The organism is Marivita sp. (assembly GCF_051859345.1).
Lineage (GTDB): Bacteria > Pseudomonadota > Alphaproteobacteria > Rhodobacterales > Rhodobacteraceae > Marivita.
Window position 1 is genome coordinate 129,706 of sequence record NZ_JBHYFV010000006.1, and the last position, 26,345, is coordinate 156,050.

Annotated in this window: 23 protein-coding genes and 1 tRNA gene; 15 read left to right on the forward strand and 9 right to left on the reverse strand. The window is 61.4% G+C overall.

Translation table 11 applies throughout. The features are described from left to right. Positions 1–110: 110 nt before the first annotated feature. Together ACTIEN_RS06460 and ACTIEN_RS06465 are read right to left on the reverse strand one after the other, a co-directional pair. Positions 111–2,402 (reverse strand): adenosylcobalamin-dependent ribonucleoside-diphosphate reductase, encoded by a 2,292-nt coding sequence (locus tag ACTIEN_RS06460; protein ID WP_439522297.1) that lies wholly within the window; start codon positions 2,400–2,402, stop codon positions 111–113. Between the two features lie 23 nt (positions 2,403–2,425). Next, positions 2,426–2,521, reverse strand: a tRNA-OTHER gene (locus tag ACTIEN_RS06465). A 345-nt stretch (positions 2,522–2,866) separates the two neighbouring features. Here ACTIEN_RS06465 and ACTIEN_RS06470 point away from each other — a divergent pair. Both ACTIEN_RS06470 and ACTIEN_RS06475 read left to right on the forward strand, forming a co-directional pair. Beyond that, positions 2,867–3,073 (forward strand): cold-shock protein, encoded by a 207-nt coding sequence (locus tag ACTIEN_RS06470; RefSeq protein WP_439522298.1) that lies wholly within the window; start codon positions 2,867–2,869, stop codon positions 3,071–3,073. A 116-nt stretch (positions 3,074–3,189) separates the two neighbouring features. Continuing rightward, positions 3,190–3,408, forward strand: a complete 219-nt coding sequence (locus ACTIEN_RS06475; protein WP_439522299.1) for a hypothetical protein — start codon at positions 3,190–3,192, stop codon at positions 3,406–3,408. Between the two features lie 85 nt (positions 3,409–3,493). On the opposite strand, the gene ACTIEN_RS06480 is transcribed toward ACTIEN_RS06475, so the two are convergent. After that, positions 3,494–4,435, reverse strand: a complete 942-nt coding sequence (locus ACTIEN_RS06480; RefSeq protein WP_439522300.1) for a DMT family transporter — start codon at positions 4,433–4,435, stop codon at positions 3,494–3,496. A 203-nt stretch (positions 4,436–4,638) separates the two neighbouring features. Between ACTIEN_RS06480 and ACTIEN_RS06485 the strand changes: the two genes are divergently transcribed. From ACTIEN_RS06485 to ACTIEN_RS06495, 3 genes are all read left to right on the forward strand, one after another. Next, positions 4,639–5,070: a DUF1489 family protein gene (locus tag ACTIEN_RS06485; protein WP_439522301.1), complete on the forward strand. Its 432-nt coding sequence runs from the start codon at positions 4,639–4,641 to the stop codon at positions 5,068–5,070. Positions 5,071–5,166: 96 nt separating this feature from the next. Then, complete coding sequence (gene yghU, locus ACTIEN_RS06490) at positions 5,167–6,033, forward strand: glutathione-dependent disulfide-bond oxidoreductase (protein WP_439522302.1); 867 nt, start codon at positions 5,167–5,169, stop codon at positions 6,031–6,033. A 16-nt stretch (positions 6,034–6,049) separates the two neighbouring features. Continuing rightward, complete coding sequence (locus ACTIEN_RS06495; RefSeq protein ID WP_439522303.1) at positions 6,050–6,328, forward strand: hypothetical protein; 279 nt, start codon at positions 6,050–6,052, stop codon at positions 6,326–6,328. Between the two features lie 54 nt (positions 6,329–6,382). Here ACTIEN_RS06495 and hisG read toward each other — a convergent pair whose 3' ends face one another. From hisG to hisS, 3 genes are read right to left on the reverse strand one after another with little or no spacing between them, the layout of a single operon-like run. Further along, entirely contained in the window at positions 6,383–7,075 is a 693-nt protein-coding gene (gene hisG, locus ACTIEN_RS06500) for an ATP phosphoribosyltransferase (protein ID WP_439522304.1), read from the reverse strand. After that, a complete protein-coding gene (locus tag ACTIEN_RS06505) occupies positions 7,072–8,169 on the reverse strand; it encodes an ATP phosphoribosyltransferase regulatory subunit (protein ID WP_439522305.1) in 1,098 nt (365 codons plus the stop codon). The genes hisG and ACTIEN_RS06505 overlap by 4 nt, the downstream gene beginning before the upstream one ends. Next, entirely contained in the window at positions 8,169–9,653 is a 1,485-nt protein-coding gene (gene hisS / locus ACTIEN_RS06510) for a histidine--tRNA ligase (RefSeq protein ID WP_439522306.1), read from the reverse strand. The genes ACTIEN_RS06505 and hisS overlap by 1 nt, the downstream gene beginning before the upstream one ends. Before the next feature lie 213 nt (positions 9,654–9,866). Here hisS and ACTIEN_RS06515 point away from each other — a divergent pair, with 213 nt between their 5' ends. After that, positions 9,867–10,067: a SlyX family protein gene (locus tag ACTIEN_RS06515; RefSeq protein WP_439522324.1), complete on the forward strand. Its 201-nt coding sequence runs from the start codon at positions 9,867–9,869 to the stop codon at positions 10,065–10,067. A 59-nt stretch (positions 10,068–10,126) separates the two neighbouring features. On the opposite strand, the gene ACTIEN_RS06520 is transcribed toward ACTIEN_RS06515, so the two are convergent. Continuing rightward, entirely contained in the window at positions 10,127–11,101 is a 975-nt protein-coding gene (locus ACTIEN_RS06520; RefSeq protein ID WP_439522307.1) for a hypothetical protein, read from the reverse strand. Positions 11,102–11,180: 79 nt separating this feature from the next. Then, a complete protein-coding gene (gene dnaE, locus ACTIEN_RS06525) occupies positions 11,181–14,681 on the reverse strand; it encodes a DNA polymerase III subunit alpha (protein ID WP_439522308.1) in 3,501 nt (1,166 codons plus the stop codon). A gap of 280 nt (positions 14,682–14,961) precedes the next feature. On the opposite strand from dnaE, the gene xdhA reads away from it, so the two are divergent. The 8 genes from xdhA to ACTIEN_RS06565 all read left to right on the forward strand — a co-directional run bounded on the left by xdhA (position 14,962) and on the right by ACTIEN_RS06565 (position 24,594). Further along, positions 14,962–16,362, forward strand: coding sequence for a xanthine dehydrogenase small subunit (xdhA, locus tag ACTIEN_RS06530; RefSeq protein ID WP_439522309.1), 1,401 nt, complete (start codon positions 14,962–14,964; stop codon positions 16,360–16,362). A gap of 22 nt (positions 16,363–16,384) precedes the next feature. Next, on the forward strand, positions 16,385–17,647 hold the full coding sequence (locus ACTIEN_RS06535; protein ID WP_439522310.1) for a molybdopterin cofactor-binding domain-containing protein: 1,263 nt from the start codon (positions 16,385–16,387) through the stop codon (positions 17,645–17,647). After that, the gene (locus tag ACTIEN_RS06540) at positions 17,644–18,855 is read left to right on the forward strand and encodes a molybdopterin cofactor-binding domain-containing protein (protein ID WP_439522311.1); all 1,212 of its coding nucleotides are present in this window, start codon (positions 17,644–17,646) and stop codon (positions 18,853–18,855) included. The genes ACTIEN_RS06535 and ACTIEN_RS06540 overlap by 4 nt, the downstream gene beginning before the upstream one ends. Then, positions 18,845–19,786: a xanthine dehydrogenase accessory protein XdhC gene (xdhC, locus tag ACTIEN_RS06545; RefSeq protein ID WP_439522312.1), complete on the forward strand. Its 942-nt coding sequence runs from the start codon at positions 18,845–18,847 to the stop codon at positions 19,784–19,786. Before ACTIEN_RS06540 ends, xdhC begins: the two co-directional genes overlap by 11 nt. Further along, entirely contained in the window at positions 19,753–21,276 is a 1,524-nt protein-coding gene (locus ACTIEN_RS06550; protein WP_439522313.1) for an ABC transporter ATP-binding protein, read from the forward strand. Before xdhC ends, ACTIEN_RS06550 begins: the two co-directional genes overlap by 34 nt. Positions 21,277–21,429: 153 nt before the next feature. Beyond that, on the forward strand, positions 21,430–22,515 hold the full coding sequence (locus ACTIEN_RS06555; protein WP_439522314.1) for an ABC transporter permease: 1,086 nt from the start codon (positions 21,430–21,432) through the stop codon (positions 22,513–22,515). Next, complete coding sequence (locus ACTIEN_RS06560) at positions 22,515–23,447, forward strand: ABC transporter permease (RefSeq protein ID WP_439522315.1); 933 nt, start codon at positions 22,515–22,517, stop codon at positions 23,445–23,447. The genes ACTIEN_RS06555 and ACTIEN_RS06560 overlap by 1 nt, the downstream gene beginning before the upstream one ends. Positions 23,448–23,508: 61 nt before the next feature. After that, positions 23,509–24,594, forward strand: coding sequence for a BMP family ABC transporter substrate-binding protein (locus tag ACTIEN_RS06565; protein WP_439522316.1), 1,086 nt, complete (start codon positions 23,509–23,511; stop codon positions 24,592–24,594). Positions 24,595–24,879: 285 nt separating this feature from the next. Here the strand turns inward: ACTIEN_RS06565 and ACTIEN_RS06570 are convergent, their stop codons facing one another. Continuing rightward, positions 24,880–25,833 (reverse strand): restriction endonuclease, encoded by a 954-nt coding sequence (locus ACTIEN_RS06570; protein WP_439522317.1) that lies wholly within the window; start codon positions 25,831–25,833, stop codon positions 24,880–24,882. A gap of 229 nt (positions 25,834–26,062) precedes the next feature. On the opposite strand from ACTIEN_RS06570, the gene ACTIEN_RS06575 reads away from it, so the two are divergent. Next, positions 26,063–26,345, forward strand: a 283-nt coding sequence (locus tag ACTIEN_RS06575; RefSeq protein WP_439522318.1) for a site-specific integrase, incomplete at its 3' end; no start/stop codon positions are given.

A 26,345-nucleotide genomic window follows, 5' to 3' on the forward strand; every position in this document is an offset into this window, starting at 1 on the left:
TGCGACACCCAGACTTTTGGTGCCATCAAGTTTCGCTGACGAATAGCTGATCCTCAAGGCGGTGACGACCCCAAATGCTACAGCGTCAACTCACCTCAAATGGCGTCAGATCAGCCGCACTTGCTGTGTCCACAAGACCCACATGTCATGCAGCCTTCGATCATGCGCATGTCATACTGACCGCAAGAAGGGCAGGCTTTGCCACGCGGCGCGTCGAGGTTCACAACCTGCGCCTGCGGATCGGATTTGAGGCCCATACCTTCGCCTTCCAGAAACCCGATAGCGATGAAATGCTGTTCGATCACGCCGCCAATCGCGGCCAGGATCGACGGGATGTACTTGCCCTGCACCCATGCCCCGCCGCGCGGATCGAACACCGCCTTGAGTTCCTCGACCACGAAGGACACATCTCCACCCCGCCGGAACACCGCCGAGATCATCCGGGTCAGCGCCACGGTCCAGGCGAAATGCTCCATGTTCTTGGAGTTGATGAACACCTCGAACGGCCGCCTGTGCCCGCCGACGATGATGTCGTTGATCGTGAGGTAAATCGCGTGCTCGCTGTCGGGCCATTTCAGCTTGTAGGTTGCGCCTTCCAGCGCCTTGGGCCGATCCAAAGGCTCGGACATGTAGATCACGTCGCCATGCGGCTGCTGCGGTTCCTCATCCGACGAAGTCACCACCTCTGGTGCATCCGATGCCTTCTCTTCGGACACCGAAAGAACCGACCCCGTCACCTCGTTCGGCCGGTAGGTCGTACAGCCCTTACAACCGGTCTCGTAAGCCTCCATATAGACGTCCTTGAACGCCTCGAAGCTGATATCCTCCGGGCAGTTGATCGTCTTGGAAATCGACGAATCCACCCATTTCTGCGCCGCCGCCTGCATCTTGACATGCTCCAGCGGGGCCAGCGTCTGGGCGTTCACGAAGTACTCGGGCAAGTCGCGGTCGCCGAACTTTTCGCGCCACATCTGCACCGCGTAATCGACCACCTCTTCCTCGGTCCGGGTGCCGTCCTTCTGCAAGACCTTGCGGTTGTAGGCATAGGCAAAGACCGGCTCGATCCCCGACGACACGTTCCCGGCATAAAGCGAGATGGTGCCCGTCGGCGCAATGGATGTGAGCAGTGCGTTGCGGATGCCATGTTCGCGGATCGCCGCGCGCACGTCTTCGTCCATCTGCGCCATCGCCCCACTTGCCAGAAACGCATCGGCGTCAAAAAGCGGAAAGGCGCCTTTCTCCTTGGCCAATTGCACCGAAGCGAGGTAAGCGGCGCGGGCGATCGCGTGCAACCAGTCCTCGGTCTGTCGCGCCGCCTCGTCCGATCCATAGCGCAGGCCCAGCATCAGCAGGGCATCGGCCAATCCGGTCACACCCAGCCCGATCCGCCGCTTTGCCTGTGCCTCGCGCGCCTGCGCCTCCAGCGGGAATTTGGATGCGTCCACGACGTTGTCCATCATCCGCACGGCCAGGGCGACCAGTTCGTTCAGCGCGTCCACATCCAGCGCCGCAGCGTCGCCAAACGGGTCGGTGACCAGCCGCGCCATGTTGATCGAGCCCAGCAAACACGCGCCATAAGGCGGCAAGGGCTGTTCGCCGCAAGGATTCGTCGCCGCGATGGTTTCGCAATAGCTGAGGTTGTTGGCCTGATTGATCCGGTCGATGAAGATCACACCCGGTTCGGCATATTCATAGGTCGCCTTCATGATCCGGTTCCACAGATCGCGCGCCTGAACCGTGCGATAGACGGTGCCGTCGAATTCCAGATCCCACGACCTGTCTGCCTTGACCGCTTCCATGAAATCATCGGTCACCAGCACCGACAGGTTGAACATGCGCAGCCGCGCGGCATCCGCCTTGGCCCCGATGAAATCCTCGATATCCGGGTGATCGCAGCGCATCGTCGCCATCATCGCACCACGTCGTGATCCGGCAGACATGATCGTGCGGCACATCGCGTCCCACACATCCATGAAGGACAGCGGCCCGGATGCGTCCGCCGCCACACCTTTGACCCCTGCTCCCTTGGGCCGGATGGTGCTGAAATCGTACCCGATCCCGCCGCCCTGCTGCATCGTCAGCGCGGCCTCTTTGAGCATCTCGAAAATGCCGCCCATGCTGTCGGGGATGGTGCCCATGACAAAGCAATTGAACAACGTCACCGACCGCGCCGTGCCCGCGCCTGCCGTGATCCGGCCGGCGGGAAGGTATTTGAAATCCTCAAGCGCACCGAAGAATTTCTCTTCCCAGACCGCTGGCTCTGCCTCGACCTCGGCCAAAGACCGCGCGATCCGACGCCATGTATCCTCGACGGTGCGGTCCAGAACCGCCCCATCAGCCTCTTTCAGGCGGTATTTCATATCCCAGATCTGTTCAGCAATCGGGGCGGTAAAGCGAGACATGGCGGCGATTCTCCATTTGAGAGTGGGCGCTGAGGCGGGACTTGAACCCACAACCTCCCTGTCTTAGAGTTGCAGTGTGAGCTGCAGCAGGGTGCTCTATCCGCTTGAGCTACTCAGCGATTATTCCGGTCAACGGTTCATTACGAATCTTTGACCGGAATTACAAAATAGACGAACTTTCCGCATTTCCACAACGTATTGAATGCACGGGCAACACCCATACCACATCCTGCGCCTTCTGTGGAGAACCTTGTGGATAACTTCGCCTGTTCCCCTGACCGGACCAGACTCATTTTCCCCCATTCACCGATAGGCGTTGTAATTCGACCGGTGAAGGTCCATATGAAAAGTGCTAAGAATACTCCGTCGACCTTCTGTTTCCTCACGGCCTCAGTCGATCCTACGAAGACACTGAGCCGGGCCATCGCATGTTGCGGATGGCATTTACTTTAGGAGACGACACGATGGCAAATGGCACCGTGAAATGGTTCAACGGCCAAAAAGGTTTTGGCTTTATCGCACCCGAGCATGGCTCGAAAGACATCTTCGTTCACATTTCCGCCCTCGAGCGGGCCGGTATTCACCAGCTCGACGATGGTCAGGCAGTGACGTTCGATGTTGAAGCCGGCCGTGACGGCCGCGAAAGCGCGACAAATCTTGCTTTGGCATAAGCCACTGCGCGACTGATTGAAAAGCGGGCGCGGTCTTCGGACGGTGCCCGCTTTTTCATTTCTGCTCCCGAAACATCAGGCACGGCCACAAAGGCCCGCCCTCAAGGAGATTGAAAATGGCAAAACTGAACAAAGATACCCTGTTCAAACCCGCGGCCCCTCGTGCCGAAACGGTGATGGACAAGACAACGCGCGTCGTGCGCGACATCCTCGACACCGAAACCGAAAAACGCGAAGCCAAGACTCAGCGCCTGCGCAAGACCCGCCTTGAACGGGAAGCGGCGACACAGGACGACACCCCTGCGGCCAAACCCAAAAAACGCGCGGCAAAGTAATCCGCAGGCCAAGACGCCGAGAGGCGGCTTGGCGTCGATGCGTCCCGGTCGAAAATGACCCTGGACAGTCCAGCCCTTCGTCAGATCACAATTTGCCTTCGCGCCTCGACCGGTCCGCCCGTTTCGCAACGCGCGCCGCATGCCCCAGTCTCTGCTCCCGGTAGATGATCAACAGCCCTGCCAAGACAATCAAAAGCGCACCGGGCAGCAGATCGTCAATCGGGGCTTCATCAAAAAACACCCATCCCAGAACAAACGCGATGGGAATCCCGAAATAGCTGAAGGGCGCCAGGTTACTTGGCTCCGTCATCCGAAACGACACCACCAGGCACAGCACTGCCGATCCCCCGAACATGCCCATAAGCACGATGAATCCAAGGTCATTCAGGCTTGCAATCGGGGTAAAGCGACTGACCGACAGGGCCAGCAGAAACGATCCGACAGCGGCAAAAACCGAAGAATACAGATTGAACAGGGCCGTCGGCACGTCAGGATCAATCAAGCGCGCAACAACCCCCGAATAGGCATAAAGCGCCGATGCCCCCAGAGGCAACAGCATGTACCACGAAAATGACTCGCTTCCGGGGCGCATGATCATCACCACGCCAACGAATCCGAGCGCAACCGCCGACCACCGGACAAGACCCACGCGCTCCCTCAGAAGCGGATAGGCCAGCGCCGTGGTAAAAAGCGCCGTCGAATATGAAATTGTCGTCGTCGTGGCAAAGGCCATCAGACCCAGGGAAATATAGAACATCAGCTGCGCAAAAGTCACGGCAATGCCACGCGCAGCGGCAAGTTTCCACTGCCGTATCCTGAGACTGCGCCCACCCCTGCGCCATGTCGCGTTCAACCAAAGCGCGATGACACTGGGCACCAACCCGAAAAGATTGCGATAGGCCGACAGTTCCGCCGCGCTGTAGCGTGGTGACAGATGTTTGATGATCAAACCCATGAGATCGAACAGAATCAGCGCAAAAATGCTGATCACGATCGCAAGTGCGATTTTGTCTGTTCTCTCTTGCACGATGTGTCTTTCAAAGGTGATCCGTCTGATAAGGACCACGTTTCGCCACACAAGTCGACTGCGCAGGGTGCGGATAAAAAATTCGTCGGATGTGCGCAGGGACATGCGGCCTTCCCGTCACCTTAGCGTTGTTGCGGTTTCATGAAGGACGGCCACTTGCGCCCCCCTTCCCTCAGGCTATGTTGCGCACAAAGGGGGCACTCATGTCGGACCTGATCCATCTCATCAAACTCTCTGTCGGCTCCGAGAGCGTGGAACAGATCGAGGACTGGCAACGCAACCGTTCTAAACAACGGGCGGGCGGGCACTATTACCACATCACCCGGATGTGGCCCAAGCGCGAGAAAGAACTGTTGAACGGCGGGTCGATTTACTGGGTGGTCAAGGGACTCCTTCAGGCCCGGCAGCGCATCATCGGACTTGAAGAACGGATTGGCGATGACGGCATCCGCCGCTGTGCCATCGTTCTGGACCCGGACCTGATCCGCACCGCCACGGCCCCCAAACGCCCGTTTCAGGGCTGGCGCTATCTCAAACCCGAAGATGCCCCACCCGACCTTGGCAAATCGCGCGAAAACGACGATACACTGCCCCCCGAACTGGCCGGCGCGCTGGCCGAAATCGGGGTTCTCTGACGCCTTGGCGCACATGCCTTCTGCGCACCTGCACTGGTAGTTCCCGGCGCAGCCCTTAGGTTGGAGAACAAGAATGCAACGATCAGGACACATGACATGACCGACAGCTACACACCCCCCAAAGTCTGGACATGGGACGCAGAGAACGGTGGCAAATTCGCCAGCACCAACCGTCCCGTGGCAGGTGCCACCCATGACAAGACGCTGGATGTCGGCAAACATCCGTTCCAGCTTTACAGCCTCGCAACACCCAACGGGCAAAAGGTCACGATCCTTTTTGAAGAACTGCTCGCCGCTGGTCACACAGACGCCGAATACGATGCGTGGCTGATCAAGATCGGCGACGGTGACCAATTCGGTTCCGGCTTTGTCGACATCAATCCGAACTCCAAGATCCCGGCTTTGCTCGACCGCTCCGGTCCCGAACCAGTGCGCGTGTTCGAATCCGCCGCGATCCTGATGCATCTCGCGGAAAAGTTCGACGCTTTCCTGGGCTCAAAGGAAAACCGCGCCGAAATGCTAAGCTGGCTGTTCTGGCAAATGGGCAGCGCCCCCTATCTTGGCGGCGGTTTTGGCCATTTCTACGCCTATGCGCCGGAACCGATGGAATACCCGATCAACCGCTTCGCGATGGAAACCAAACGCCAGCTTGATGTGCTGGATCGCCAACTGGCAGATCGCGACTTCATCAGCGGCCCCGACTACACCATCGCCGACATGGCGATCTGGCCATGGTATGGCGGACTGGTGCTTGGCCGACTCTACAGCGCGGCAGAATTCCTTGACGTCGAAAGCTACAAGAACGTCCTTCGCTGGGCCAAGGCGATAGACGCCCGCGCAGCGGTGAAACGGGGTCGCATGGTCAATCGCGCCTCGGGCGACCCAAGCGAGCAATTGCGCGAACGTCACGATGCGTCGGATTTCGACACCAGAACGCAGGACAAACTCGAATCTGCGGAATGAACCGGATCGGCCTCAGATGGATTGCCGGATGCGCGGGCGGGGCAAACTGGTCCTGCTGGATTTCGGCGCGACCCGCACAGTTTCACCGGATCTGGTCGCACAGTCCCGTGCGATCCTGGCGCCATCGCTGAACAACGACCTGCCTGGAATGGCCCTGGGCCGCGACCGGTCGATCCGGCAGATCCCGCCAACCGAAGTGTTGTACCTGCAACGCAAGGCGGCGGGGCTGTTTCTTCTGGCAACGCGTCTCAGGGCACATGTCCCCCTGCGGGATCTGTTCCTGCGCTACGTTTAAGGCGCCAAAACGCGTCAACGCGTTTTGTCAAATCCTTCAAAGGATTTTCCCCCGCTACACCCCCAGCCGGTCGATCAATTCCCGCAAGACCGCGCGATCCGCGTCCGACTTTTCCGCCATCCGACTGCGGAACAGGGTCGCCTGACTTTCCAGAATCGGCGGTTCATCAAGGATTTTCAGATGGTTCGCCCGCAATGTTTCGCCGGTCGAGGTGATGTCGGCAACCGCCTCGGCCGTCAGGTTCTTGACCGTTCCTTCGGTCGCGCCCTGGCTGTCGACAAGCTGATAATCCGCCACGCCGCCGCGGCGCAGGTAATCCCGCACAAGCCGGTGATACTTGGTTGCGATCCGCATCCGGAATCCGTGCCGCGCCCGAAATGCCGCGGCAGCACCATCCAGATCGTCAAGCGTGTCCACATCGACCCAGCATTGCGGCACCGCCACGATCAGATTGGCCTGTCCAAACCCCAACGGCGCCAGCGGTTGGACCTTCTGGTCCCATTGCACCAGCTTTTCCTCGATCAGATCATTGCCCGTGACCCCAAGGTGAATGCGCCCCGCCGCCAGTTCGCGCGGAATTTCCCCCGCCGACAAAAGCACGAGTTCAACACCCGCGACCCCTTCCACCGCGCCCGCATATTCGCGGTCCGATCCGGTGCGCGACAACGTCACACCACGCGCGCCGAACCAGGCAAAGGTCTTTTCCATCAGCCGCCCCTTGGACGGCACACCCAGTTTGATCGTCATGGCAGCCCCCCAAGATCAAGCACCAGGTCGGGCCGGATCACCCCACCCACAGCCGGAATCTCGCGCCCCTGCCCCAATCGTCTTGTCAGGGCATCATAGCGCCCGCCTGTCGCCACCGGCGGAAGATCGGGTCGCGCTTCGGAATAGAAACCAAAGACGAACCCATCGTAATACTCCATCGAGGTGCGCCCGTAAGAGGCTTCGAACTGCAAACTGTCGACGTCGACACCGCGCCGCGCCATCGCCTCGCACCGCGCCTCGAACCGGTCAAGCGCAGGCAGGATGCCCGGCAGGTCCACCGAAATATCGCGCAGATGTGCAAGGGCGTTTGGACAGGTCTCGGACACTGACAGCACGGAAGAGATCAGCTCGACCTCTTCACCTGGCATCGGAGCCTCGGCAGCATCTGCGCGAAGCGCCTCGATCCGGACAGCGATCTCGCGCTCACTGCGAAGCCCGATCATCACGTTCTCTGCGTCCATGGGCACTGGCGACGCCAGCAGCGCAGCCCGCGACGGGGGTACCGGAGCGAGACCCGCAAAGCGTTTGACCAGCGCGGTGAACCGGGCCGGCCGCCAGATATGCCGCATCAGGGCCACGCGCCGTTCCGGGGTTGTGCGAAGCCCGCCGACCATCGCGATCAGGATACCGATATCTCCTGTCGCCGCCCGCAGGTTCAACGGGGCCAGCACCTCGGAGAACCGTCCGAACACTTGCGCATCCGCCTCGGCCGGATCGCGGCCACCGAACTGTTCGTAGCCGACCTGCATATATTCACTGCGCCGGTCGGGATGATCTTCCTGCTTGCGGAACACTTCTCCGAAATAGGTATAGCTGGCCGGGCGCCCATCGCCGTCCATGTGATACTGCACCACCGGCACGGTGAAGTCCGGGCGCAACATCATCTCACCCCGCTCCGGATCGGACGTCACATAGGCCCGCGCACGGATATCCTCGCCATAGAGGTCCAAAAGCACTTCCGCAGGCAAAAGGATATCGGTCTCGAACCGCGACGCCCCATCGGCAACGAAGCTCTCGCAGATCATCTCGGCCTCGATCCGGATGCGCGACTTTTCAGGGTTGCTCTGCGCCATCAGGAATAGCTTTCGAGGATCTCGCGCACCTTGGCGACCAGATCGGCACGCGGCACTTCGAACTGGTTGGGCCGGTCCTGCCACTCTTCCAGACTGGCGCTTTCCGCGATTTTCGCGCCAAGGATCAGATCCTTGATCTGCACCACGCCATTTGCCTTTTCGTCGCCGCCTTCGATCACCGCAACCGGCGCATTGCGCTTGTCCGCGTATTTCAACTGATTGCCGAAATTCTTCGGATTACCCAGATAGACCTCGGCCCGGATGCCCGCGCTGCGCAGTTCGGCCACCATCGCCTGATAATCGCCCATGCGGTCACGATCCATGACGGTGACCACCACAGGACCATGGCTCTGGCTGCCGATCCGGCCTTTTTCACGCAGGGCGGCGAGAAGCCGATCCACGCCGATGCTGACACCCGTGGCGGGGACCGGCTGACCGGTGAACCGTTTGACCAGATCATCATAGCGGCCACCGCCTGCGACCGATCCGAACTGCCGTTTGCGTCCTTTTTCGTCAATGATATCAAAGGTAAGCTCGGCCTCGAACACGGGGCCGGTGTAATAGCCAAGACCGCGTACAACCGATGGATCAATCTCGATCCGATCAGGGCCATAGCCGCCAGCACCCAACAGATCAGCGATCTGTTCAAGCTCTGCCACACCTTCCGCACCAATTGCACTGTCACCGACCGCCGCCTTCAGATTCTCTATCGTCTGCGCGGCAGTCTCACCCTTGGAGGTTAAGAACGCGATAACGGGCTCGACCTGGGCATCGCTCAGGCCAACGCCGTCGATATAAGCGCCAGAGGCATCCAGCCGCCCCTTGCCCAGCAACTCGCGCACGCCAGCCTCACCGACCTTGTCGAACTTGTCGATGGTGCGCAGCACGGCGTCGCGCTGACCGTCATCACCCAGACCAATCGACTCCAGCACTCCGTTCAGAACCTTCCGGTTGTTCACCCGAACAATGTAGTCCCCACGCGGAATCCCCACGGTCTCGAGGCAATCCGCCAGCATTGCGCAAATCTCGGCATCCGCCGCTACGGACGCGGCCCCAACCGTATCTGCATCACATTGATAAAACTGGCGAAACCGCCCCGGTCCCGGCTTTTCATTGCGCCAGACCGGACCCATTGCATAGCGCCGATACGGCAGCGGCAGATCGTTCCGGTGCTGCGCGTAAACCCGTGCCAGAGGAGCCGTCAGATCATAGCGCAACGCAAGCCAGTCGCCTTTGCCGTCGTCCTCGTCTTCCTGCCAGGCGAACACACCTTCGTTCGGGCGGTCCACATCCGGCAGGAACTTGCCCAGCGCCTCGACCGTCTCGACCGCGGCACTTTCCAGCGCGTCAAACCCGTAGCGATGATAGACCCCGGCAATCTGCGCCAGCATGTCGGCGCGTTCGGTCACTTCTGCGCCGAAATAGTCGCGGAAGCCCTTGGGCGTCTGCGCCTTGGGCTTGGGGGCTTTTTTGTCTTTTGCCATGGTCAATTCCCGCTTGGGCCTGAGTGTCGCGCCTCCTCTAAACGCTGCGACCCAGCGGGGCAAGCGGCGGCGCGGGTGGCGTTCGTGCCAGATGGGCAAAGACCGGTTAAAAGGACCGCTTCGGACCCAATGTTTCGCGCGCGAAACAATAGGGTTCGCGTGCTGACCCATTCCCCTCTTGCCATCGGGCGTCGGGATGCGCATCTGTCGCACATGGATATCACCGCCCTCGAAGAACGCCTTGCCCACCTGATCCGTGTCACCGACGACCTGTCGGATACGGTGGCGGCCCAAGCCAAGGAAATCGACCGCCTGACCGCGCGGGTCGAGATGTTGATGATGCGTGAGGCCCAGCGCGACTCCGAAGGCACAGGGGGCATCGTCCTTGGGGATGAACGCCCACCGCACTACTAGGCGCGGGGTCGTTTTTCGAAAAACGACGCGTTTTCCTTCAAAGGAAAACCCGCCCGGACTCAATTGCCGCGAATGTCCGTCTCGATCACGGTGCCATCATGGAGCAGGATCGTCTTCCACACCGGGTTCGATCCGAAGGTTCCGTACACGCTGACAAACACGGTATCGCGCGAAAGCCGGGACATCGCCGATCCGCAAGGCTTGCCCTTGCCAACCCGGCAAATCCGCGACTTGAGGGTTTCATACGCGGCGTCCGTCGTGGAGTAGGGTTGCACCTTGGAAGGCAGGCCATAGCGCAACTGCTCATGGGTTTCGGGGCTGCCGAACATGGCCAGCGCTGCTGTGAACTGTCGGGCACAGCCATCGCCAAACCCGGTCACAAAAAACGCGTGCGGCGCGGTGTTGCCCGGCTGGGAATCGTAAATGGCATAGGTGTTGCGTTTGTCGGGATAGCCCTCGACCCGCGCGCCAAGCTGGCGGTCCGGCACGTCACAGACACGGGCCAGCGTGCCATAAGGCAGCACGGTGCCCATCGGGACAATCCGGTAATCCGGGTCGTCGGGTCCGGGACCACCATTCGCGACGGCGTTGCCGAAAATGCCGGTTGTGGGCGCGTCGCTTTGTGTCTGCGGCGGGATGGCGGCAACCTCGGTGGTGCCCTCCCCGGCGGGCGCCTGGGCGTCGCGGGCGGCGCGGCTGAGAAAGCCCAACAGGCCGCCGCGCGGTGCTTCGGTGGTGTTGGTGGCGGATGTGTCTTCCGGTGCGGTTGCCGCTTCGTCAAGATCCGCTTCGGCCTCTGCTGGGGTCGGTTCAGGATCGGCGGCACCGCCCAGCAGGCGCCCGAGAAATCCCCGGCTTTGCGGAGCAGACGCAGCGTCGGTCACATCCCCTTCATCAGGCTCGGCACGAATAGCGGCCTGAATATCGCTGTCACTGACATCGGCGCCCGACAGGCGCGGCACGTCCTGCAATGGATCGGTGGCGCATCCGGCAAGCAGGCTGGCGGCGAAAAGCATCGCAGCGAAACGAGTCATGGAATCCCTCATATTCCCTCGGGGCAACGTAACGAGGGCCTGTGGTGTCGTCCAGCGACGTCCCCGTCAGGTGAGCGGCTTACAGCTCTTCAACATCAAGAACGCCGCCCAGCGACTTGATCGCGCCCTTGATTTCCGGTGTGACGGGAAACTCGCGCGCCAGCGCCACGTCCACCTCGCCCGGCAGCCCCGGCGCGTTGAGACAGCAGATGCGGATCGGACCCTTGCCCGCCTTCGGCAGTTGATCCGCCGCGCGCGCCAGAACCGACGCCACATGAGCCACCACATCGGGTTCATCGACAAAGATGCGCAATCCCATACTGATCGAATCCGCAACAGCGATATCGACCGGGGCCACGGATCGGCCCAGCAACTTGAGCTGGTCGGATTCCAGCGTCGCTTCGCAGGTCACCATGACCTTCGACCCGGTCTCCAGGTGATCGCGGGCTGCCTCCAACGTGTCCGAGAACAGCGTGACCTCATAAGCTCCCGTCGGATCGCTGAGCTGGGCAAAGGCAAAGCGGTTGCCACGGGCGGATTTGCGTTCCTGGCGGCCGGCAACCACACCCGCCATCTTGACCACGCAAGGCCCGTTCTGCGCCTTGGCCAGCACGTCATCCAGCGTCATCGCGCCCTTGCGCTTGAGCGCGGTCATGTAATCGTCAAGCGGATGTCCCGACAGGTAGAACCCGACCGCCTTGAATTCCTCGGACAGGCGTTCGGCGGGCAGCCAGTCGCTGACCGGCGACAGACGCGGTTCGGGCAGGTCGTCGCCTGCCTCACCGAACAGCGACACCTGCGCCGAGGCGCGTTGATCGTGGATCGCGGCGGAATAGCCCACCAGCGCGTCAAGGCTTTCATAGACGCGACGGCGGTTGCGATCCAGCTGATCGAACGCACCGGACCGGGCCAGCATTTCCAAGGGCCGTTTGCCGACGCGTTTGAGATCGACCCGGCGGGCAACATCGAAAAGGTTAACAAAGGGTTTATCCCCGCGCCCATCGACGATGAGCTTCATCGCCTCCACACCAACGTTCTTGAGCGCGCCCAGCGCATAGACCAGCGCACCGTCGCGTACGTCGAACATCGCCTGCGACCGGTTCACGCAAGGCGGCACCCAAGGCAGGCTTAGGCCTTTCTTCACCTCTTCGAAGAACACGCCCAGCTTGTCGGTCAGGTGAATATCGCAATTCATGACGCCTGCCATGAATTCGACCGGATGGTTGGCCTTGAGCCATGCCGTCTGGTAGCTGACCACCGCGTAAGCGGCGGCGTGGGATTTGTTGAAACCGTAATTGGCGAATTTCTCCAAGAGGTCGAACACCTCGCTGGCCTTCTTCGCCTCGACGCCGTTTTCCGCCGCGCCCTTTTCGAACTTGGGGCGCTCGGCGTCCATCGCCTCCTTGATCTTCTTGCCCATCGCACGGCGCAGCAGGTCGGCACCGCCAAGGCTGTACCCCGCCATGACCTGCGCAATCTGCATCACCTGTTCCTGGTAGACGATGATGCCTTGGGTTTCCTCAAGGATATGGTCGATCAAAGGATGCACCGACTCGCGCTCTTTCAGCCCGTTCTTGACCTCGCAATAGGTCGGGATGTTCTCCATCGGGCCGGGACGGTAAAGCGCCACAAGCGCCACGATGTCCTCGATACAGGTGGGCCTCATGCGCTTGAGCGCATCCATCATGCCCGAGCTTTCCACCTGGAAAACGGCCACGGTCTTGGCAGCGGCATAAAGCTTGTAGGTCGCCTCGTCATCGAGCGGGATCTGCCCGATGTCGTTCTCGGCCCCCTCGAACGGCTGGTAGAGTTCCGTTCCGTCGGCGGCGACATGCAAGGGCCGTCCCGTCTTGAAGATCATGTCCAGCGCGTACTGGATCACGGTCAGCGTCTTGAGGCCAAGGAAGTCGAATTTCACCAACCCTGCTTGTTCGACCCATTTCATGTTGAACTGGGTCGCCGGCATGTCCGAGCGCGGGTCTTGATAAAGCGGCACCAGCGCGTCCAGCGGGCGGTCCCCGATCACCACACCGGCGGCGTGGGTCGATGCGTTGCGCAACAGCCCTTCGACCTGCTGGCCATAGGTCAGAAGACGGTCCACCACCTCTTCCTCGCGCGCCATCTCGCGCAGGCGGGGTTCGTCCTTGAGTGCCTTTTCGATGCTGACAGGCTTCACGCCCTCCACCGGGATCATCTTGGACAGGCGGTCCACCTGACCGTAGGGCATCTGCAACACCCGCCCCACATCGCGCACCGCAGCCTTGGACAGAAGCGCGCCAAAGGTGATGATCTGGCCGACCTTGTCGCTGCCGTACTTGTCCTGAACATAGCGGATCACCTCTTCGCGGCGGTCCATGCAGAAGTCGATGTCGAAGTCGGGCATCGACACACGTTCGGGGTTCAGGAACCGCTCGAACAGCAGTTGATAGCGCAGCGGGTCAAGGTCGGTGATGGTCAGCGCATAGGCCACCAGTGACCCCGCGCCCGAACCGCGCCCCGGCCCCACCGGGATGTCGTGATCCTTGGCCCATTTGATGAAATCGGCAACGATCAGGAAATAGCCGGGAAAGCCCATCCCTTCGATGATGCCCATCTCGAATTCCAGCCGTTTCTCGTAGTCCTCCACCGGGGCCGCATGCGGGATCACGGCAAGCCGGTCCTTCAACCCCGCACGCGCCTGCCGTTTGAGTTCCTCGACCTCGTCATCGGCGAATTTCGGCAGGATCGGATCACGCCGATAGGCCATGAAAGCACAGCGCTTGGCGATTTCAACCGTATTATCAATCGCTTCCGGAAGATCGGCAAACAGCGTCACCATTTCCTGTGGCGACTTGAAGTAATGCTGCGGCGTCAGGCGGCGGCGCGGTTCCTGCTGGTCGACATAAGCCCCGTCCGCAATGCAGATCAACGCATCATGCGCTTCGTACATGTCGGATTTCGGGAAATAGACATCGTTTGTCGCCACCAGCGGCAGACCCATCGCATAGGCCATCTCGACAAAGGGGCGCTCGGTGGCGCGTTCGTTTTCGGGCAAGCCGGACTCGCCCGGATGGCGTTGCACTTCGACATAAAGCCGGTCACCGAACATCCCCGCCAGCCGCTGCATGACGGCTTCGGCCGCGCCACGATTGCCCTGCTGCAACACGCGGCCGATCGCGCCGTCAGGGCCACCGGTCAGGCAGATCACGCCCTCGCAGTGCCGCTCCAACTCGTCCAGCGTGACATGCGGCAGCTCTCCGTCATGGCGCAGATAGAGACAGGAGTTGAGCTTCATCAGATGCTCATATCCGATTTCGGATTGCGCAAGCAGAACCACGGGCGCTGGCGGCTTGGCGCGCTCTCCCGGTGCGGGATCGGCGATGCGCAGATCGACCTGACAACCGATGATCGGCTGGATTCCCGCATCCGCCGCACCCACCGAAAACTCGAGCGCGGCAAACAGGTTGTTCGTGTCGGTCAGGGCGACTGCCGGCATGCCCTTGTCGATGCACAGGAACGGCAATTTCTTGAGCCGCATCGCCCCTTCAAGAAGCGAATATTCGGAATGCACACGCAGGTGAATGAATCGGGGATCAGCCATGGCGCCACAGTATGCAGTACACGCGCGGCTGAAAAGCCCAAGACTTCGGTTCGACACGCTCTTCGCAATTCGGCCCGCGCCTTGGTCGGCAACGGCCCAAAAGGTCGCCGGAACAGGCAAACTTTGCGTCAGGTCAGGCGCAAAATCACGAAACCTCTTGCCAAACCATCGCCGCCTTGCCTAGCCTGAGCACATAACAGGGATACCCCGCGCATCTTCTACGCCGCATCGAGGGCGCGCAAAAACCGGGGCATGACGGTAAGGCGGCAGGTTATTTCACATGGATATCACCTTTCTTCTGAACGGAGAGAGCGTGGAGTTGCGAGACGTGTCGCCAACCGTCACGCTGCTTGACTGGCTGCGAGAAGAGCGTGGCCTGACGGGAACCAAGGAAGGCTGCAACGAAGGCGATTGCGGCGCCTGCACGGTGATGGTCACCGACACACGCGGCGCGCGGGCGCTCAATGCATGCATCCTGTTCCTGCCCCAGCTTGATGGCTGCGCGGTGCGCACGGTTGAAGGCATCAGCGGACCGGATGGTGTACTGCACCCGGTACAAGAGGCGATGATCGACCACCACGGTTCGCAATGCGGCTTTTGCACGCCGGGCTTCGTCGTGTCGATGGCTGTGGCGCATCTCAATGGCGACACCGGCCATGACGACGCGCTGGCGGGCAACCTCTGCCGCTGCACCGGCTATGCGCCGATCATCCGCGCGGCAGAAGCGGCGAAAGACGCATCCGTGCCCTCCTGGATGACCGACACGCTCCCGGCTTCTTTGGGCCATAAATACCCTTCGGGGGGTCTGGGGGGCAGACAGCCCCCCCGCGTCTCCGCGCCGCAAACGCTCGAGGACCTTGCGACGACCTACGCCAGGCACCCCGACGCGACGCTGATCGCAGGGGCGACCGATGTGGGCCTCTGGGTGACCAAGTCGCTGCTCGATCTGGACGACGTGATCTTCCTGAACCGCTGCACCGAGCTGCAACAGATCGAAGAGAGCGACGACACCCTCCGCATCGGCGCGGGTGTGACGATGGACCGGGTCTTGCGAGCGGTCAAAGACCTGCACCCCTCCTATGCCGAGATGATCCGCCGCTACGGCTCGGCGCAGGTCCGCGCGGCGGCCACCATCGGCGGCAATATCGCCAATGGTTCGCCCATCGGGGACAACCCGCCGGCGCTGATCGCGCTGGCGGCGACCCTGCACCTGCGGGCAGGCGATCACCGCCGCGAGATGCCGATCGAGGAATTCTTCGTCACCTATGGCAAACAGGACCGCGCCAAGGGTGAATTCGTCGAAGCGGTCACGATCCCGCGCCACGCGCCGGGGCTGAAGGTCTACAAGCTTTCCAAACGGTTCGATCAGGACATTTCCGCCGTGTGCGGCGCGGTCAATATCACCGTGACCGACGGCAAGGTCACAAACGCGCGCATCGCCTTTGGCGGTATGGCCGGAACCCCGAAACGCGCATCCGCTGTCGAGGCGGCACTGACACGCGCGGACTGGAGCGAAAAGACCATGCGCGCGGCGATGGCGAAGATGGGAGAGGATTTCACACCGCTTTCGGACATGCGCGCCTCTGCGGACTACAGGCTGCACGCGGCGGAAAACATGCTCTTGCGCTATTGGCACGAGGATCAGGGGATTGCGTCAAACGTGCTGGAGGTATCGGCATGAGCGTCAAACCGGAGGTTTGCACATGAGCATCGCGAAACCCCTGCCCCATGATGCCGCGCGCCTGCATGTCACCGGACAGGCGCGCTATGTCGATGACATCCCGACCCCGCGGGGCACGCTGCATCTGGCCTTTGGTCTGAGCAGCATCGCCGCCGGGCGGATCGCGTCGATTGATCTTGACCCCGTGCGTGCCGCACCCGGCGTTGTCGCCGTCTGGGAAGCGAAAGACCTGCCAAGCGAGTGTGACTGTTCCCCCTCGGCCCATGACGAACCGCTGCTGTCGGGCGCGACGATCCAGTACCTCGGCCAGCCGGTCTTTCTGGTTGCCGCCACCAGCCATCTTGCCGCCCGCAAGGCGGCGCGTCTGGGCCGGATCAGCTACGGCGAACGTGATGCGATCCTGACCATCGACGAAGCGCTGGCCGCAGATGCCCGGTTCGAAGACGGGCCGCGCATCTGGGAAAAAGGCGATGCAGGAGAGGCCATCGACACCGCGCCACACCAGGTTTCCGGCGTGATCGAGATGGGTGGGCAAGAGCATTTCTACCTCGAAGGCCAATCCGCCATGGCTCTGCCGCAGGAAGGCGGTGACGTTGTTGTACATTCCTCGACCCAGCATCCGACCGAGATCCAGCACAAGGTCGCCCACGCGCTGCACCTGCCGATGCATGGCGTTCGGGTGGAAACCCGCCGCATGGGCGGCGGTTTCGGGGGCAAGGAAAGCCAGGGCAACGCACTGGCCATCGCCTGCGCCGTGGTTGCGTCCGCCACAAGCAAGCCTGCCAAGATGCGTTATGACCGGGATGATGATTTCATGATCACCGGCAAGCGGCATGATTTCCGGATCGCCTATCGGGTTGGTTGTGACGACAGCGGCGTGATCGCAGGTGTCGAATTCGAGCAGTATACGCGATGCGGCTGGGCGCAGGATCTTTCGATTCCGGTGGCCGATCGCGCCATGCTGCACGCAGACAATGCCTATCACCTGCCCCATGTCCGCATCGAAAGCCACCGGCTCAGGACCAACACCCAAAGCGCCACCGCCTTTCGCGGCTTTGGCGGTCCGCAGGGGATGCTGGGGATCGAACGGGTGATGGACCACATCGCGCATGATCTGGGTCTCGACCCGGTCGCGGTGCGGCGGGCGAATTACTACATGGCAGAGGTCGAGGGGGGCCCCCCCCCCCCCCCCGGCGGCCCCCCCCCCCGGGGTTGGGGGCCGCTGGACCAACAGCGCAACCCCACGCGCCTTCGGCGCCCCCCCGGAGTTTATCGGGCAAGATGAAGCAGCAGGACATCGCCTCGCGCGGATCCGAAGAGCTGGTCGAGAACACCGGTGCGCAAGCTGCAACTGCGGAACAGACCACGCCCTATGGTCAGGTCGTCGAGGATTTCATCCTGCACGACATGACCGACCGCTTGCTCGAGACATCGGGTTATGCCGAGCGGCGGCAGGCAGCGGCTGACTGGAACGCAGGCAACAGCGTCATCAAGAAAGGTCTCGCCTTTACGCCGGTGAAGTTCGGCATTTCCTTCACGCTGACCCATCTCAACCAGGCGGGGGCGCTGGTGCATGTCTACCAGGACGGGTCGATCCACATGAATCACGGCGGCACCGAGATGGGACAGGGTCTGTTCCAGAAGGTGGCGCAGGTGGCGGCCAGCCGGTTTGGTGTGCCACTGGAGATGGTCAAGATTACCGCAACCGATACCGGCAAGGTGCCAAATACGTCGGCCACGGCGGCGTCGTCCGGTTCCGACCTGAACGGTATGGCGGTCAAGGCCGCGTGCGACACGATCCGGGACCGCATGGCGAACCATCTGGCGAGCCTGCACCAATGCGATGCGCGGGAGGTCGTGTTTGCGGATGGGAACGTCACCGTTCAGGGCGAGACCTACAGCTTTGCGCGGGTCGCGCAGATGACCTACGAGGCACGCTTCAGCCTGTCGGCGACGGGGTTCTACAAGACCCCCAAGCTCAGCTGGGACCGGATCAAGGGCCAGGGTCGACCGTTCCTCTATTTCGCCTATGGCGCGGCCGTCAGCGAAGTGGCGGTGGACACGCTGACCGGCGAATACCGCATCCTGCGCACCGACATCCTGCACGATGCAGGGTCGTCGCTGAACCCGGCGCTGGATATCGGGCAGGTGGAAGGCGGGTTTGTGCAGGGCGCGGGCTGGCTCACCACCGAAGAGCTGGTCTGGGACGATGGCGGCAGATTGCGCACCCATGCGCCCTCGACCTACAAGATCCCGGCCTGTTCGGACCGCCCCGATGTGTTCAACGTGGCACTGTGGGACGGGCGCAATCGCGAGGATACGATCTACCGGTCCAAAGCGGTGGGCGAGCCGCCTTTCATGTTGGGCAACTCGGTGTTTCTGGCACTGTCGGACGCGATTGCGTCCTGTGGGGAGCGCTATCCGGCGCTTGATGCGCCCGCCACGCCGGAACGGGTGCTGGCCGCGATCGAACGGGTGCGCGATGGCATTTGACCTCGACAGCTTGCGCGCGGCCGTGACGGCGCATGGCCGCGTCGCCCGCGTGGTGATTGCCGATGTGCAGGGCTCGTCGCCGCGCGAGGTGGGGGCGGCGATGCTTGTCTGGGACGGGGGCCAATCGGGCACGATCGGCGGTGGTGCGCTGGAGTATCAGGCGGCGGCGCAGGCGTTGGACAGGACCGGGTTCAGCCGCCATCCGCTTGGCCCGGAACTGGGCCAGTGCTGTGGTGGGGCGGTGACGCTTCTGACCGAGGTCCACAACGCGCAGACCCTTGGCGCGCTCGACGGCGAAACGGTGGTGGCACGGGGGGCGGGTGACATGCCGCTTGCCGTCAAACGCATGACCACCTGCGCACGCAACCAGGGTGTCGATCTGCGCCCGCGTATGGTGCAGGGCTGGTTCGTCGAACCGATGGCGCAGGCCACCCGCCCGGTCTGGATCTGGGGTGCGGGGCATGTGGGGCGCGCGCTGGTCGATGTCCTTGCGCCAATCCCGGAGGTCGAGATCACCTGGGTCGATACCGCGCCCAGCCGGTTTCCCGACGACCTCCCCAAAGGTGTGAACGCCCTGCCCGCAAGCGATCCGCTTCTGGTGGTCCGACACGCCCCGCAAGACGCCGCGCATATCATCTTGACCTATTCCCACGCGCTGGACCTTGGTCTGTGTGATGCGCTGCTGCACCACGGGTTTGGCTTTGCCGGGCTGATCGGGTCAGACACAAAGAAAGCGCGGTTTATGTCGCGCCTGCGCAAGATGGGTCATTCAGACGCCCAAATATCTCGCATTTGCTGCCCGATTGGGCAAAAATCACTTGGAAAACATCCTCAGACGATTGCCGTGGGTGTCGCTGCCCAGTTATTGACCCTTTCATTGACCAATGCAGGTGCTTTGTGCCCGACGACCTCCTTCGCCTCTCAGGCCTGACCAAAGCCTATCCCGGTGTTGTCGCAAATGACGACGTGACCTTCGACATCCGTGAAGGCGAAATCCACGCCTTGCTGGGCGAAAACGGGGCTGGCAAATCCACGCTGGTCAAGATGATCTACGGGCTGGTGAAACCGGACAAGGGCAGCATGACCCTGCGCGGTGCGCCTTATGCTCCGTCCGAGCCGAGTGCGGCGCGCAAGGCTGGCGTGGCGATGGTGTTCCAACACTTTTCGCTGTTCGATGCGCTGGACGTGGCCGAAAACGTCGCGCTGGGTATGGAGAACCCGCCAGCCCGCCGGGATCTCGCGCGCCAGATTCGTGAGGTGTCGGAAACCTACGGCCTGCCGCTTGATCCCGCGCGCACGGTCGGCACGCTGTCGGCGGGGGAACGCCAGCGGGTCGAGATCATTCGCTGCCTGTTGCAGGACCCCCGCCTTCTGATCATGGACGAGCCGACTTCGGTTCTGACGCCGCAAGAGGTGGACATCCTGTTCGAGACCCTGCGCAAGCTGAAGGCCGAAGGCACCGCGATCCTGTATATCAGCCACAAGCTCGAAGAGATTCGCGCGCTGTGTGATCATGCGACAATCCTGCGGCTGGGCAAGAAAGTGGCGACCTGTACGCCTTCCGAGACCACCGCGCGGACCATGGCGGAAATGATGATCGGATCGAGCTTTGCCTCGCCTGCCGCGAAACACACCACGCCGGGTGAGGTTCTTCTGCGGGTGGACAACCTGACGATGCCCGCACCGGGCGCGTTTGGAACGCCGCTCAGGGGTATCGGATTTGAACTGCGCGCGGGTGAGGTGCTGGGGATCGGCGGGGTTGCCGGCAACGGGCAGGATGAACTGCTGCTGGCGCTGTCGGGGGAACGGACAACACCACGCGGGACGATCTGGGTCAAAGGCGCGGATGTGAGCCGGGATGGACCGGTGCTGCGCCGCGCCGCCGGGTGTCTGACCGCGCCCGAAGAACGCCTTGGCCACGCGGCCGCACCGAACATGAGCCTGACTGAAAATGCCGTGCTGACAGCGGGGCGGCGGCAGAGGCTGGTCAGGAACGGCTTCATCAACTGGACGCGTGCCGATGACTTTGCGCAGGACGTGATCACGCGCTTTGACGTGCGCACCCCCGGCACCCATGTCGCGGCGCGCGCGCTGTCGGGTGGCAACCTGCAGAAATTCGTCATCGGGCGAGAGGTGGCACAGGACCCCGATATCCTTGTCGTGAACCAGCCGACCTGGGGCGTCGATGCGGCGGCGGCGGCGGCGATCCGGCAGGCGTTGCTTGACCTGGCCTCCAAAGGGGCTGCTATCCTCGTGGTCAGTCAGGATCTCGATGAGCTTCTGGAAATCGCCGACCGCTTCGGAGCATTGAACGAAGGGCGCTTGTCGGCCCTGAAGAAGGTCGCGGATTTGAACATGGAAGAGATCGGCCTGATGATGGGCGGCGCACACGACATGGAGGTGGCCCATGTTGAGGCGTGACGCAATTGCCCTGCGGCTTTGCAAGGTTGCAAACGCGGGTTTGCATATTTTTGAAAAGAAGAAGCCGGGATGGTGCGCTGTCTTTGCGGCTTCTTCTTTTTCCAAATATGCAAATTCCGACCCCTGCCACAGAAACCATCGGGAGGGCTGTGCATGATCCGGCTTGAAAAGCGCCCGCAGCCGTCGAAGGCGTGGACGGTGGCGACGCCGATCCTTGCCGTGATCCTGACGATGCTGTTCGGCGGCATCATGTTCGGGTTGATCGGCACTTCGCCGGTCGAGGCGATCCGCACGATCTTCTGGGACCCTTTGTTCCATCCGCAATTCGCGAATTTCTCGCGGCCGCAATTGCTGGTCAAGGCAGGGCCGCTGATCCTTATTGCCATCGGCCTGTCGATCGGGTTTCGGGCAGGCATCTGGAACATCGGGGCCGAGGGACAGTATATCATCGGTGCGATTTGCGGCGCGGGGGCCGGGCTGGCCCTGTACCCGATGGAGTCGGCGTTGATCCTGCCGCTGATGATCGTCGCGGGCGCGCTGGGCGGGTGGGCCTGGGCGATGATCCCGGCATTGCTCAAGGTGAAGTTCGGCACCAACGAAATCCTTGTGTCGCTGATGCTGGTCTATGTGGCCGAGAATATCCTCGCGTCAGTGTCTTCGGGTCTGTTGCGCAATCCCGAAGGCATGGGTTTTCCGGGCTCGCGCAACCTGTCGCAATGGTCCTCGTCGCAGAACCTTGACCTGATCCCGAACACGGGCATGCATCTGGGTGTGCTGACCGCCTTTATCGCGGTGATCCTCGCCTATGTGCTGCTGACGCGGCACATTCAAGGCTACAACATCCGCCTGACGGGCGAAGCGCCGCGCGCCGCGAAATTCTCGGGGGTGTCCCCGGCGCGCACGATCCTGTTCTGTCTTGGCATCGCCGGCGTTCTGGCCGGGATGGCGGGACTGTTCGAGGTGACGGGGCCGGCGGGACAGATCAGCATCGACTTCGGGTCAGGCTATGGCTTTACCGCCATCATCGTGGCCTTCCTTGGCCGGTTGCATCCGGTGGGCATCCTGTTGGCGGGCTTGTTGATGGCCTTGACCTATATCGGCGGCGAATTGGCGCAGCTCATGCTGGGTGTGCCCGGCGCGTCGATCCAGCTGTTCCAGGGGATGCTGCTGTTCTTTCTTCTGGGGGTGGATGTGTTGACCAACTACCGCGTCCGGTTTGGCACAAGCGAGATGGCGTAATGGATCTGAGCAATATCAACCCTATCCTTCTGGTCGCGTCGATCATGATCTCGGCCACGCCGATCCTGCTTGCTGCCATTGGTGAAATGGTGGTCGAGAAATCGGGTGTTCTGAACCTTGGCGTCGAGGGCATGATGATCACCGGCGCGGTGATCGGTTTCGTGGTGGCGATCAACAGCGGGTCTCCGATGTTGGGGTTTGCCGTCGCGGCGCTGGCGGGGGCCGTTGTTTCGCTGAGTTTCGGGGTGCTGACTCAGGTGTTCCTGTCCAATCAGGTGGCGACCGGGCTTGGACTGACACTGGTGGGTCTTGGGTTGTCCTCGTTGATCGGCAAGCCTTACGAGGGCATGAAGGCCGAAAGCCTGCCCAAGCTCGACATTCCGCTACTGGGTGATCTGCCGGTTGTCGGGCGGATGTTCTTCAGCCACGACATCATGGTTTATCTCAGTCTGCTTCTGGTCGTCGCCGTCTGGGCGTTCCTGAAATACACCCGCGCCGGGCTGATCCTGCGCGCGGTCGGTGAAAGCCACGAGAGCGCGCATGCGCTGGGTTACAAGGTGATCCGCGTGCGCCTGGCCGCGATCATGTTCGGCGGGGCCTGTGCCGGGCTGGGCGGCGCCTATCTCAGCCTCGTGCGGGTGCCGCAATGGACCGAGGGCATGACCGCAGGGGCAGGCTGGATCGCGCTGGCCATCGTGGTCTTTGCAAGCTGGCGCGCCGGCCGCGTGTTGATCGGTGCGTATCTTTTCGGCGGCATCACCGTTCTGCAACTCAATCTGCAGGCCGCAGGTCTGACCTGGGGTGTGCAGTACTTGTCGATGTCGCCATATCTGATAACGATCCTCGTGCTTGTTTTCATCTCGTCCAACCGCAGCCGCAGCAGCCATGATGCGCCCGCGAACCTTGGAAAGACGTTCCATGCGACCCGATGAAACAATCGGGCGTGTCCACTCAAACGGGGCGGCTGCCGCCCCACCAACCGGGAGACTATCCATGATCCGCAGAACTCTACTCGCGACCGCCGCCGCGGGGCTGACACTGGCCTTTGGTGCCCCTGCCATGGCGCAGGACGTGACCAAGGCGTGTTTCGTCTATGTCGGCCCCATCGGTGATGGCGGCTGGACCTACCAGCACCATCAGGGTGCCCTGGCCGTGAAGGAAGAATTCGGCGATGCCGTCGAAATCGCGTGGCAGGAAAGCGTGCCCGAAGGCGCCGATGCCGAGCGTGTCATCACCCAGATGGCGCTGTCGGGTTGCAACATCATCTTCACCACGTCCTTTGGCTATATGGACCCGACCAACAACGTCGCGGCCAAGTTCCCGGACGTGAAGTTCGAGCACGCCACCGGCTACAAGCGCGATCATCCCAATGTATCCACCTATGACGCGCGGTTTTACGAAGGCCGCGCAGTTCTGGGCCATATCGCGGGCAAGATGACCAAGACCAACAAGATCGGCTATATCGGGTCCTTCCCGATCCCCGAGGTGATCCAGGGCATCAACAGCTACTTCCTGCACGCCCAGAAGGCGAACCCGGATGTGGAACTGGTCGTGACCTGGGCCTACACCTGGTTTGACCCGGCGAAAGAGGCCGACGCTGCCCGCGCCATGATCGACCAGGGGGTCGACGCGATCGCAGCACATACCGACTCCACGGCACCTCTGGCTGAAGCGGCCAAGGAAGACGGGGCCGTGATCGGCTTTGGTCAGGCGTCGGACATGGCCGCCTTCAAACCCGCGCCGCGTGTGGCGTCGATCATCGACAACTGGAACCCCTACTACATCAAGCGGGTTCAGGCCGTGATGGATGGCACATGGGAACAGCAGGCAAGCTGGGCCGGCATGCCCGAGGGAGAGGTCGTGATCGGTGAAATCACCGAGACCGTTCCGGACGACGTCAAAGCCGAAGCAGAAGCGCTGATCGCGTCGATCACAGACGGTGACTACCACCCGTTCACCGGCCCGATCAACAAGCAGGACGGCAGCGTTTGGCTGGCCGAAGGCGAAGTGGCCGAAGATGGCACGCTGGCCGGAATGGACTTCTACGTCGAAGGCATCACGGGCGATATCCCGAACTGATCGGGGTGTGGTCTGGCTTCGGCCGTGTTGGCTGAGGTCGCGCAAGACAGAGAACGCCCGGGGGAATCCTCGGGCGTTCTTTTTGGGGGTGAGCGGGTGGACCCAAACTATCGGTCCCGGCGCGCCGTGGCATCCGAATCCGGCGCCACACATGTCGGGTTGGAGGCCACAGTCACCACCTCAAGATAGAGGCATTTCGCGCTTACAACATATCGACTACGTCGAGGACGGCCCTAACCGGCCACTCGTGAGGCATGCGGCGAACGGCCTGTCCAGCCGTAGCAGTCATAGTCCACGCAAGTTCGCGCCGACGTGTTTCAGCCATTCAATAAGATTTTGGCCATGCCGGAGTTGAAGTCGTGTTGGCATAAAGCGCGCAAATTCATCGTATACGCCTGGTGCAAATTCTGACGTGGTAGTAATCACGACCTTCGATGTGTCCTGCGCCATGCTAAGAACGCCATAAGCCGCACGGACATCATTCGCCGACACTCTTCTTCCTTCCGAGTAAGCCTTGGCCTGATCAAATATCTTAATTGCACCAAACCCGCTCTTTGAAGCGATGACATCTACGCCGCCATCATTGCTACTTGGCGTAAGTTCGACTTCGTAACCATCAAGCCGATAGGTGTCAGCGATAAACTCTTCAAAGGCTCTGGGGTCATCCCTAAAGTGGAATAGGCTGGCAGGATTTTTGATAATTTCCTGAAATATCGACTCCCATGGTGTCCGCAGTAGAAGTTGCGCATTGCTACTTTCGGATAACATTTGTGATTGTAGCGTTATCCCAAAATCTTGAAACTCATCAATCTCTTCCGATCGATGCTCTATCCGTTCAACATCCAAGTACTCACCAGAAAACGAATAGAAGCTAAGCCTGAAGCCTTCGAACTGCCTTGCGCGCCCGTTTTCGAATAAACCAAGCGTGGCAGCATTTGATGCGCCGACACCGGCCTCGGTTATAAGCATTACCGCTCCCGGCACATTCTCAAAGGCCGCTATCGTATCCCTTGCATGCTCAAAACTGGCCGAAGAATAATTTCCCGCCCAGTATGCAATCTTTGCATCTCTATTCGATCGGCCCATTGGCACGGTCAGATTGTCTCCGATATCCCTATAAGCCGCGTTCAGCAAGCGATTGGCTTTAGGTGCCATGATTGCAGGAACGAACATGCAGAGACCAAATCGATTTCGGCCTCTCGCCTCCAGAAATTCCGCGAAGGTGTCAGTGGGTGTCATTCAAAAGAATCCGTTAATCCGGCAATATTGGTCTTGACGCATCTCATCGCACGATACTTCGACAGTCCGCTCCTGTCACTGCTGAGACCCGTTACCCAGGGACGAAGCCGCTTCGCGGCATTGGCGCATTTGGCTGATGGATTGAGCCGCCCGTAGCGATGCGCATTTTGCGATCTGACCGACCTGTCTGACGATTGGGGCCTTCTCAATCATCAGACAGGAGGTTCCCATGACAGAGGAGAGAGTAACCCCGCTGCGTCAGCGGATGATCGAAGACATGCGCATCCGCGGGATGGGCGACAAGGCGCAGAAGTCCCACATCCGGGCAATCAAGGATTTCGCGGCGTTCCTCGGGCGATCACCCGATACGGCGATGCCAGAGGACCTGCGCGCCTATCAGCTCCATATGACAGACACGGGGATCACCCCATCGACCTTCAACACGCGTATTGTGGCGCTCCGGTTCTTCTTCGGGATGACCTGCGGGCGGGAGGAGATGAAGCGCTACATGC

Coding starts and splice junctions, on each gene's coding strand:
- yghU (WP_439522302.1), top strand. CDS start 5,167: ATGACCGACAGCTACACACCCCCCAAAGTCTGGACATGGGACGCAGAG.
- ACTIEN_RS06470 (WP_439522298.1), top strand. CDS start 2,867: ATGGCAAATGGCACCGTGAAATGGTTCAACGGCCAAAAAGGTTTTGGC.
- dnaE (WP_439522308.1), bottom strand. CDS start 14,681: ATGGCTGATCCCCGATTCATTCACCTGCGTGTGCATTCCGAATATTCG.
- ACTIEN_RS06535 (WP_439522310.1), top strand. CDS start 16,385: ATGAGCATCGCGAAACCCCTGCCCCATGATGCCGCGCGCCTGCATGTC.
- hisG (WP_439522304.1), bottom strand. CDS start 7,075: ATGACGATCAAACTGGGTGTGCCGTCCAAGGGGCGGCTGATGGAAAAG.
- xdhC (WP_439522312.1), top strand. CDS start 18,845: ATGGCATTTGACCTCGACAGCTTGCGCGCGGCCGTGACGGCGCATGGC.
- ACTIEN_RS06540 (WP_439522311.1), top strand. CDS start 17,644: ATGAAGCAGCAGGACATCGCCTCGCGCGGATCCGAAGAGCTGGTCGAG.
- ACTIEN_RS06560 (WP_439522315.1), top strand. CDS start 22,515: ATGGATCTGAGCAATATCAACCCTATCCTTCTGGTCGCGTCGATCATG.
- ACTIEN_RS06495 (WP_439522303.1), top strand. CDS start 6,050: ATGGATTGCCGGATGCGCGGGCGGGGCAAACTGGTCCTGCTGGATTTC.
- ACTIEN_RS06565 (WP_439522316.1), top strand. CDS start 23,509: ATGATCCGCAGAACTCTACTCGCGACCGCCGCCGCGGGGCTGACACTG.
- ACTIEN_RS06515 (WP_439522324.1), top strand. CDS start 9,867: ATGGATATCACCGCCCTCGAAGAACGCCTTGCCCACCTGATCCGTGTC.
- ACTIEN_RS06475 (WP_439522299.1), top strand. CDS start 3,190: ATGGCAAAACTGAACAAAGATACCCTGTTCAAACCCGCGGCCCCTCGT.
- ACTIEN_RS06505 (WP_439522305.1), bottom strand. CDS start 8,169: ATGGCGCAGAGCAACCCTGAAAAGTCGCGCATCCGGATCGAGGCCGAG.
- ACTIEN_RS06555 (WP_439522314.1), top strand. CDS start 21,430: ATGATCCGGCTTGAAAAGCGCCCGCAGCCGTCGAAGGCGTGGACGGTG.
- hisS (WP_439522306.1), bottom strand. CDS start 9,653: ATGGCAAAAGACAAAAAAGCCCCCAAGCCCAAGGCGCAGACGCCCAAG.
- ACTIEN_RS06485 (WP_439522301.1), top strand. CDS start 4,639: ATGTCGGACCTGATCCATCTCATCAAACTCTCTGTCGGCTCCGAGAGC.
- ACTIEN_RS06460 (WP_439522297.1), bottom strand. CDS start 2,402: ATGTCTCGCTTTACCGCCCCGATTGCTGAACAGATCTGGGATATGAAA.
- ACTIEN_RS06570 (WP_439522317.1), bottom strand. CDS start 25,833: ATGACACCCACTGACACCTTCGCGGAATTTCTGGAGGCGAGAGGCCGA.
- xdhA (WP_439522309.1), top strand. CDS start 14,962: ATGGATATCACCTTTCTTCTGAACGGAGAGAGCGTGGAGTTGCGAGAC.
- ACTIEN_RS06520 (WP_439522307.1), bottom strand. CDS start 11,101: ATGACTCGTTTCGCTGCGATGCTTTTCGCCGCCAGCCTGCTTGCCGGA.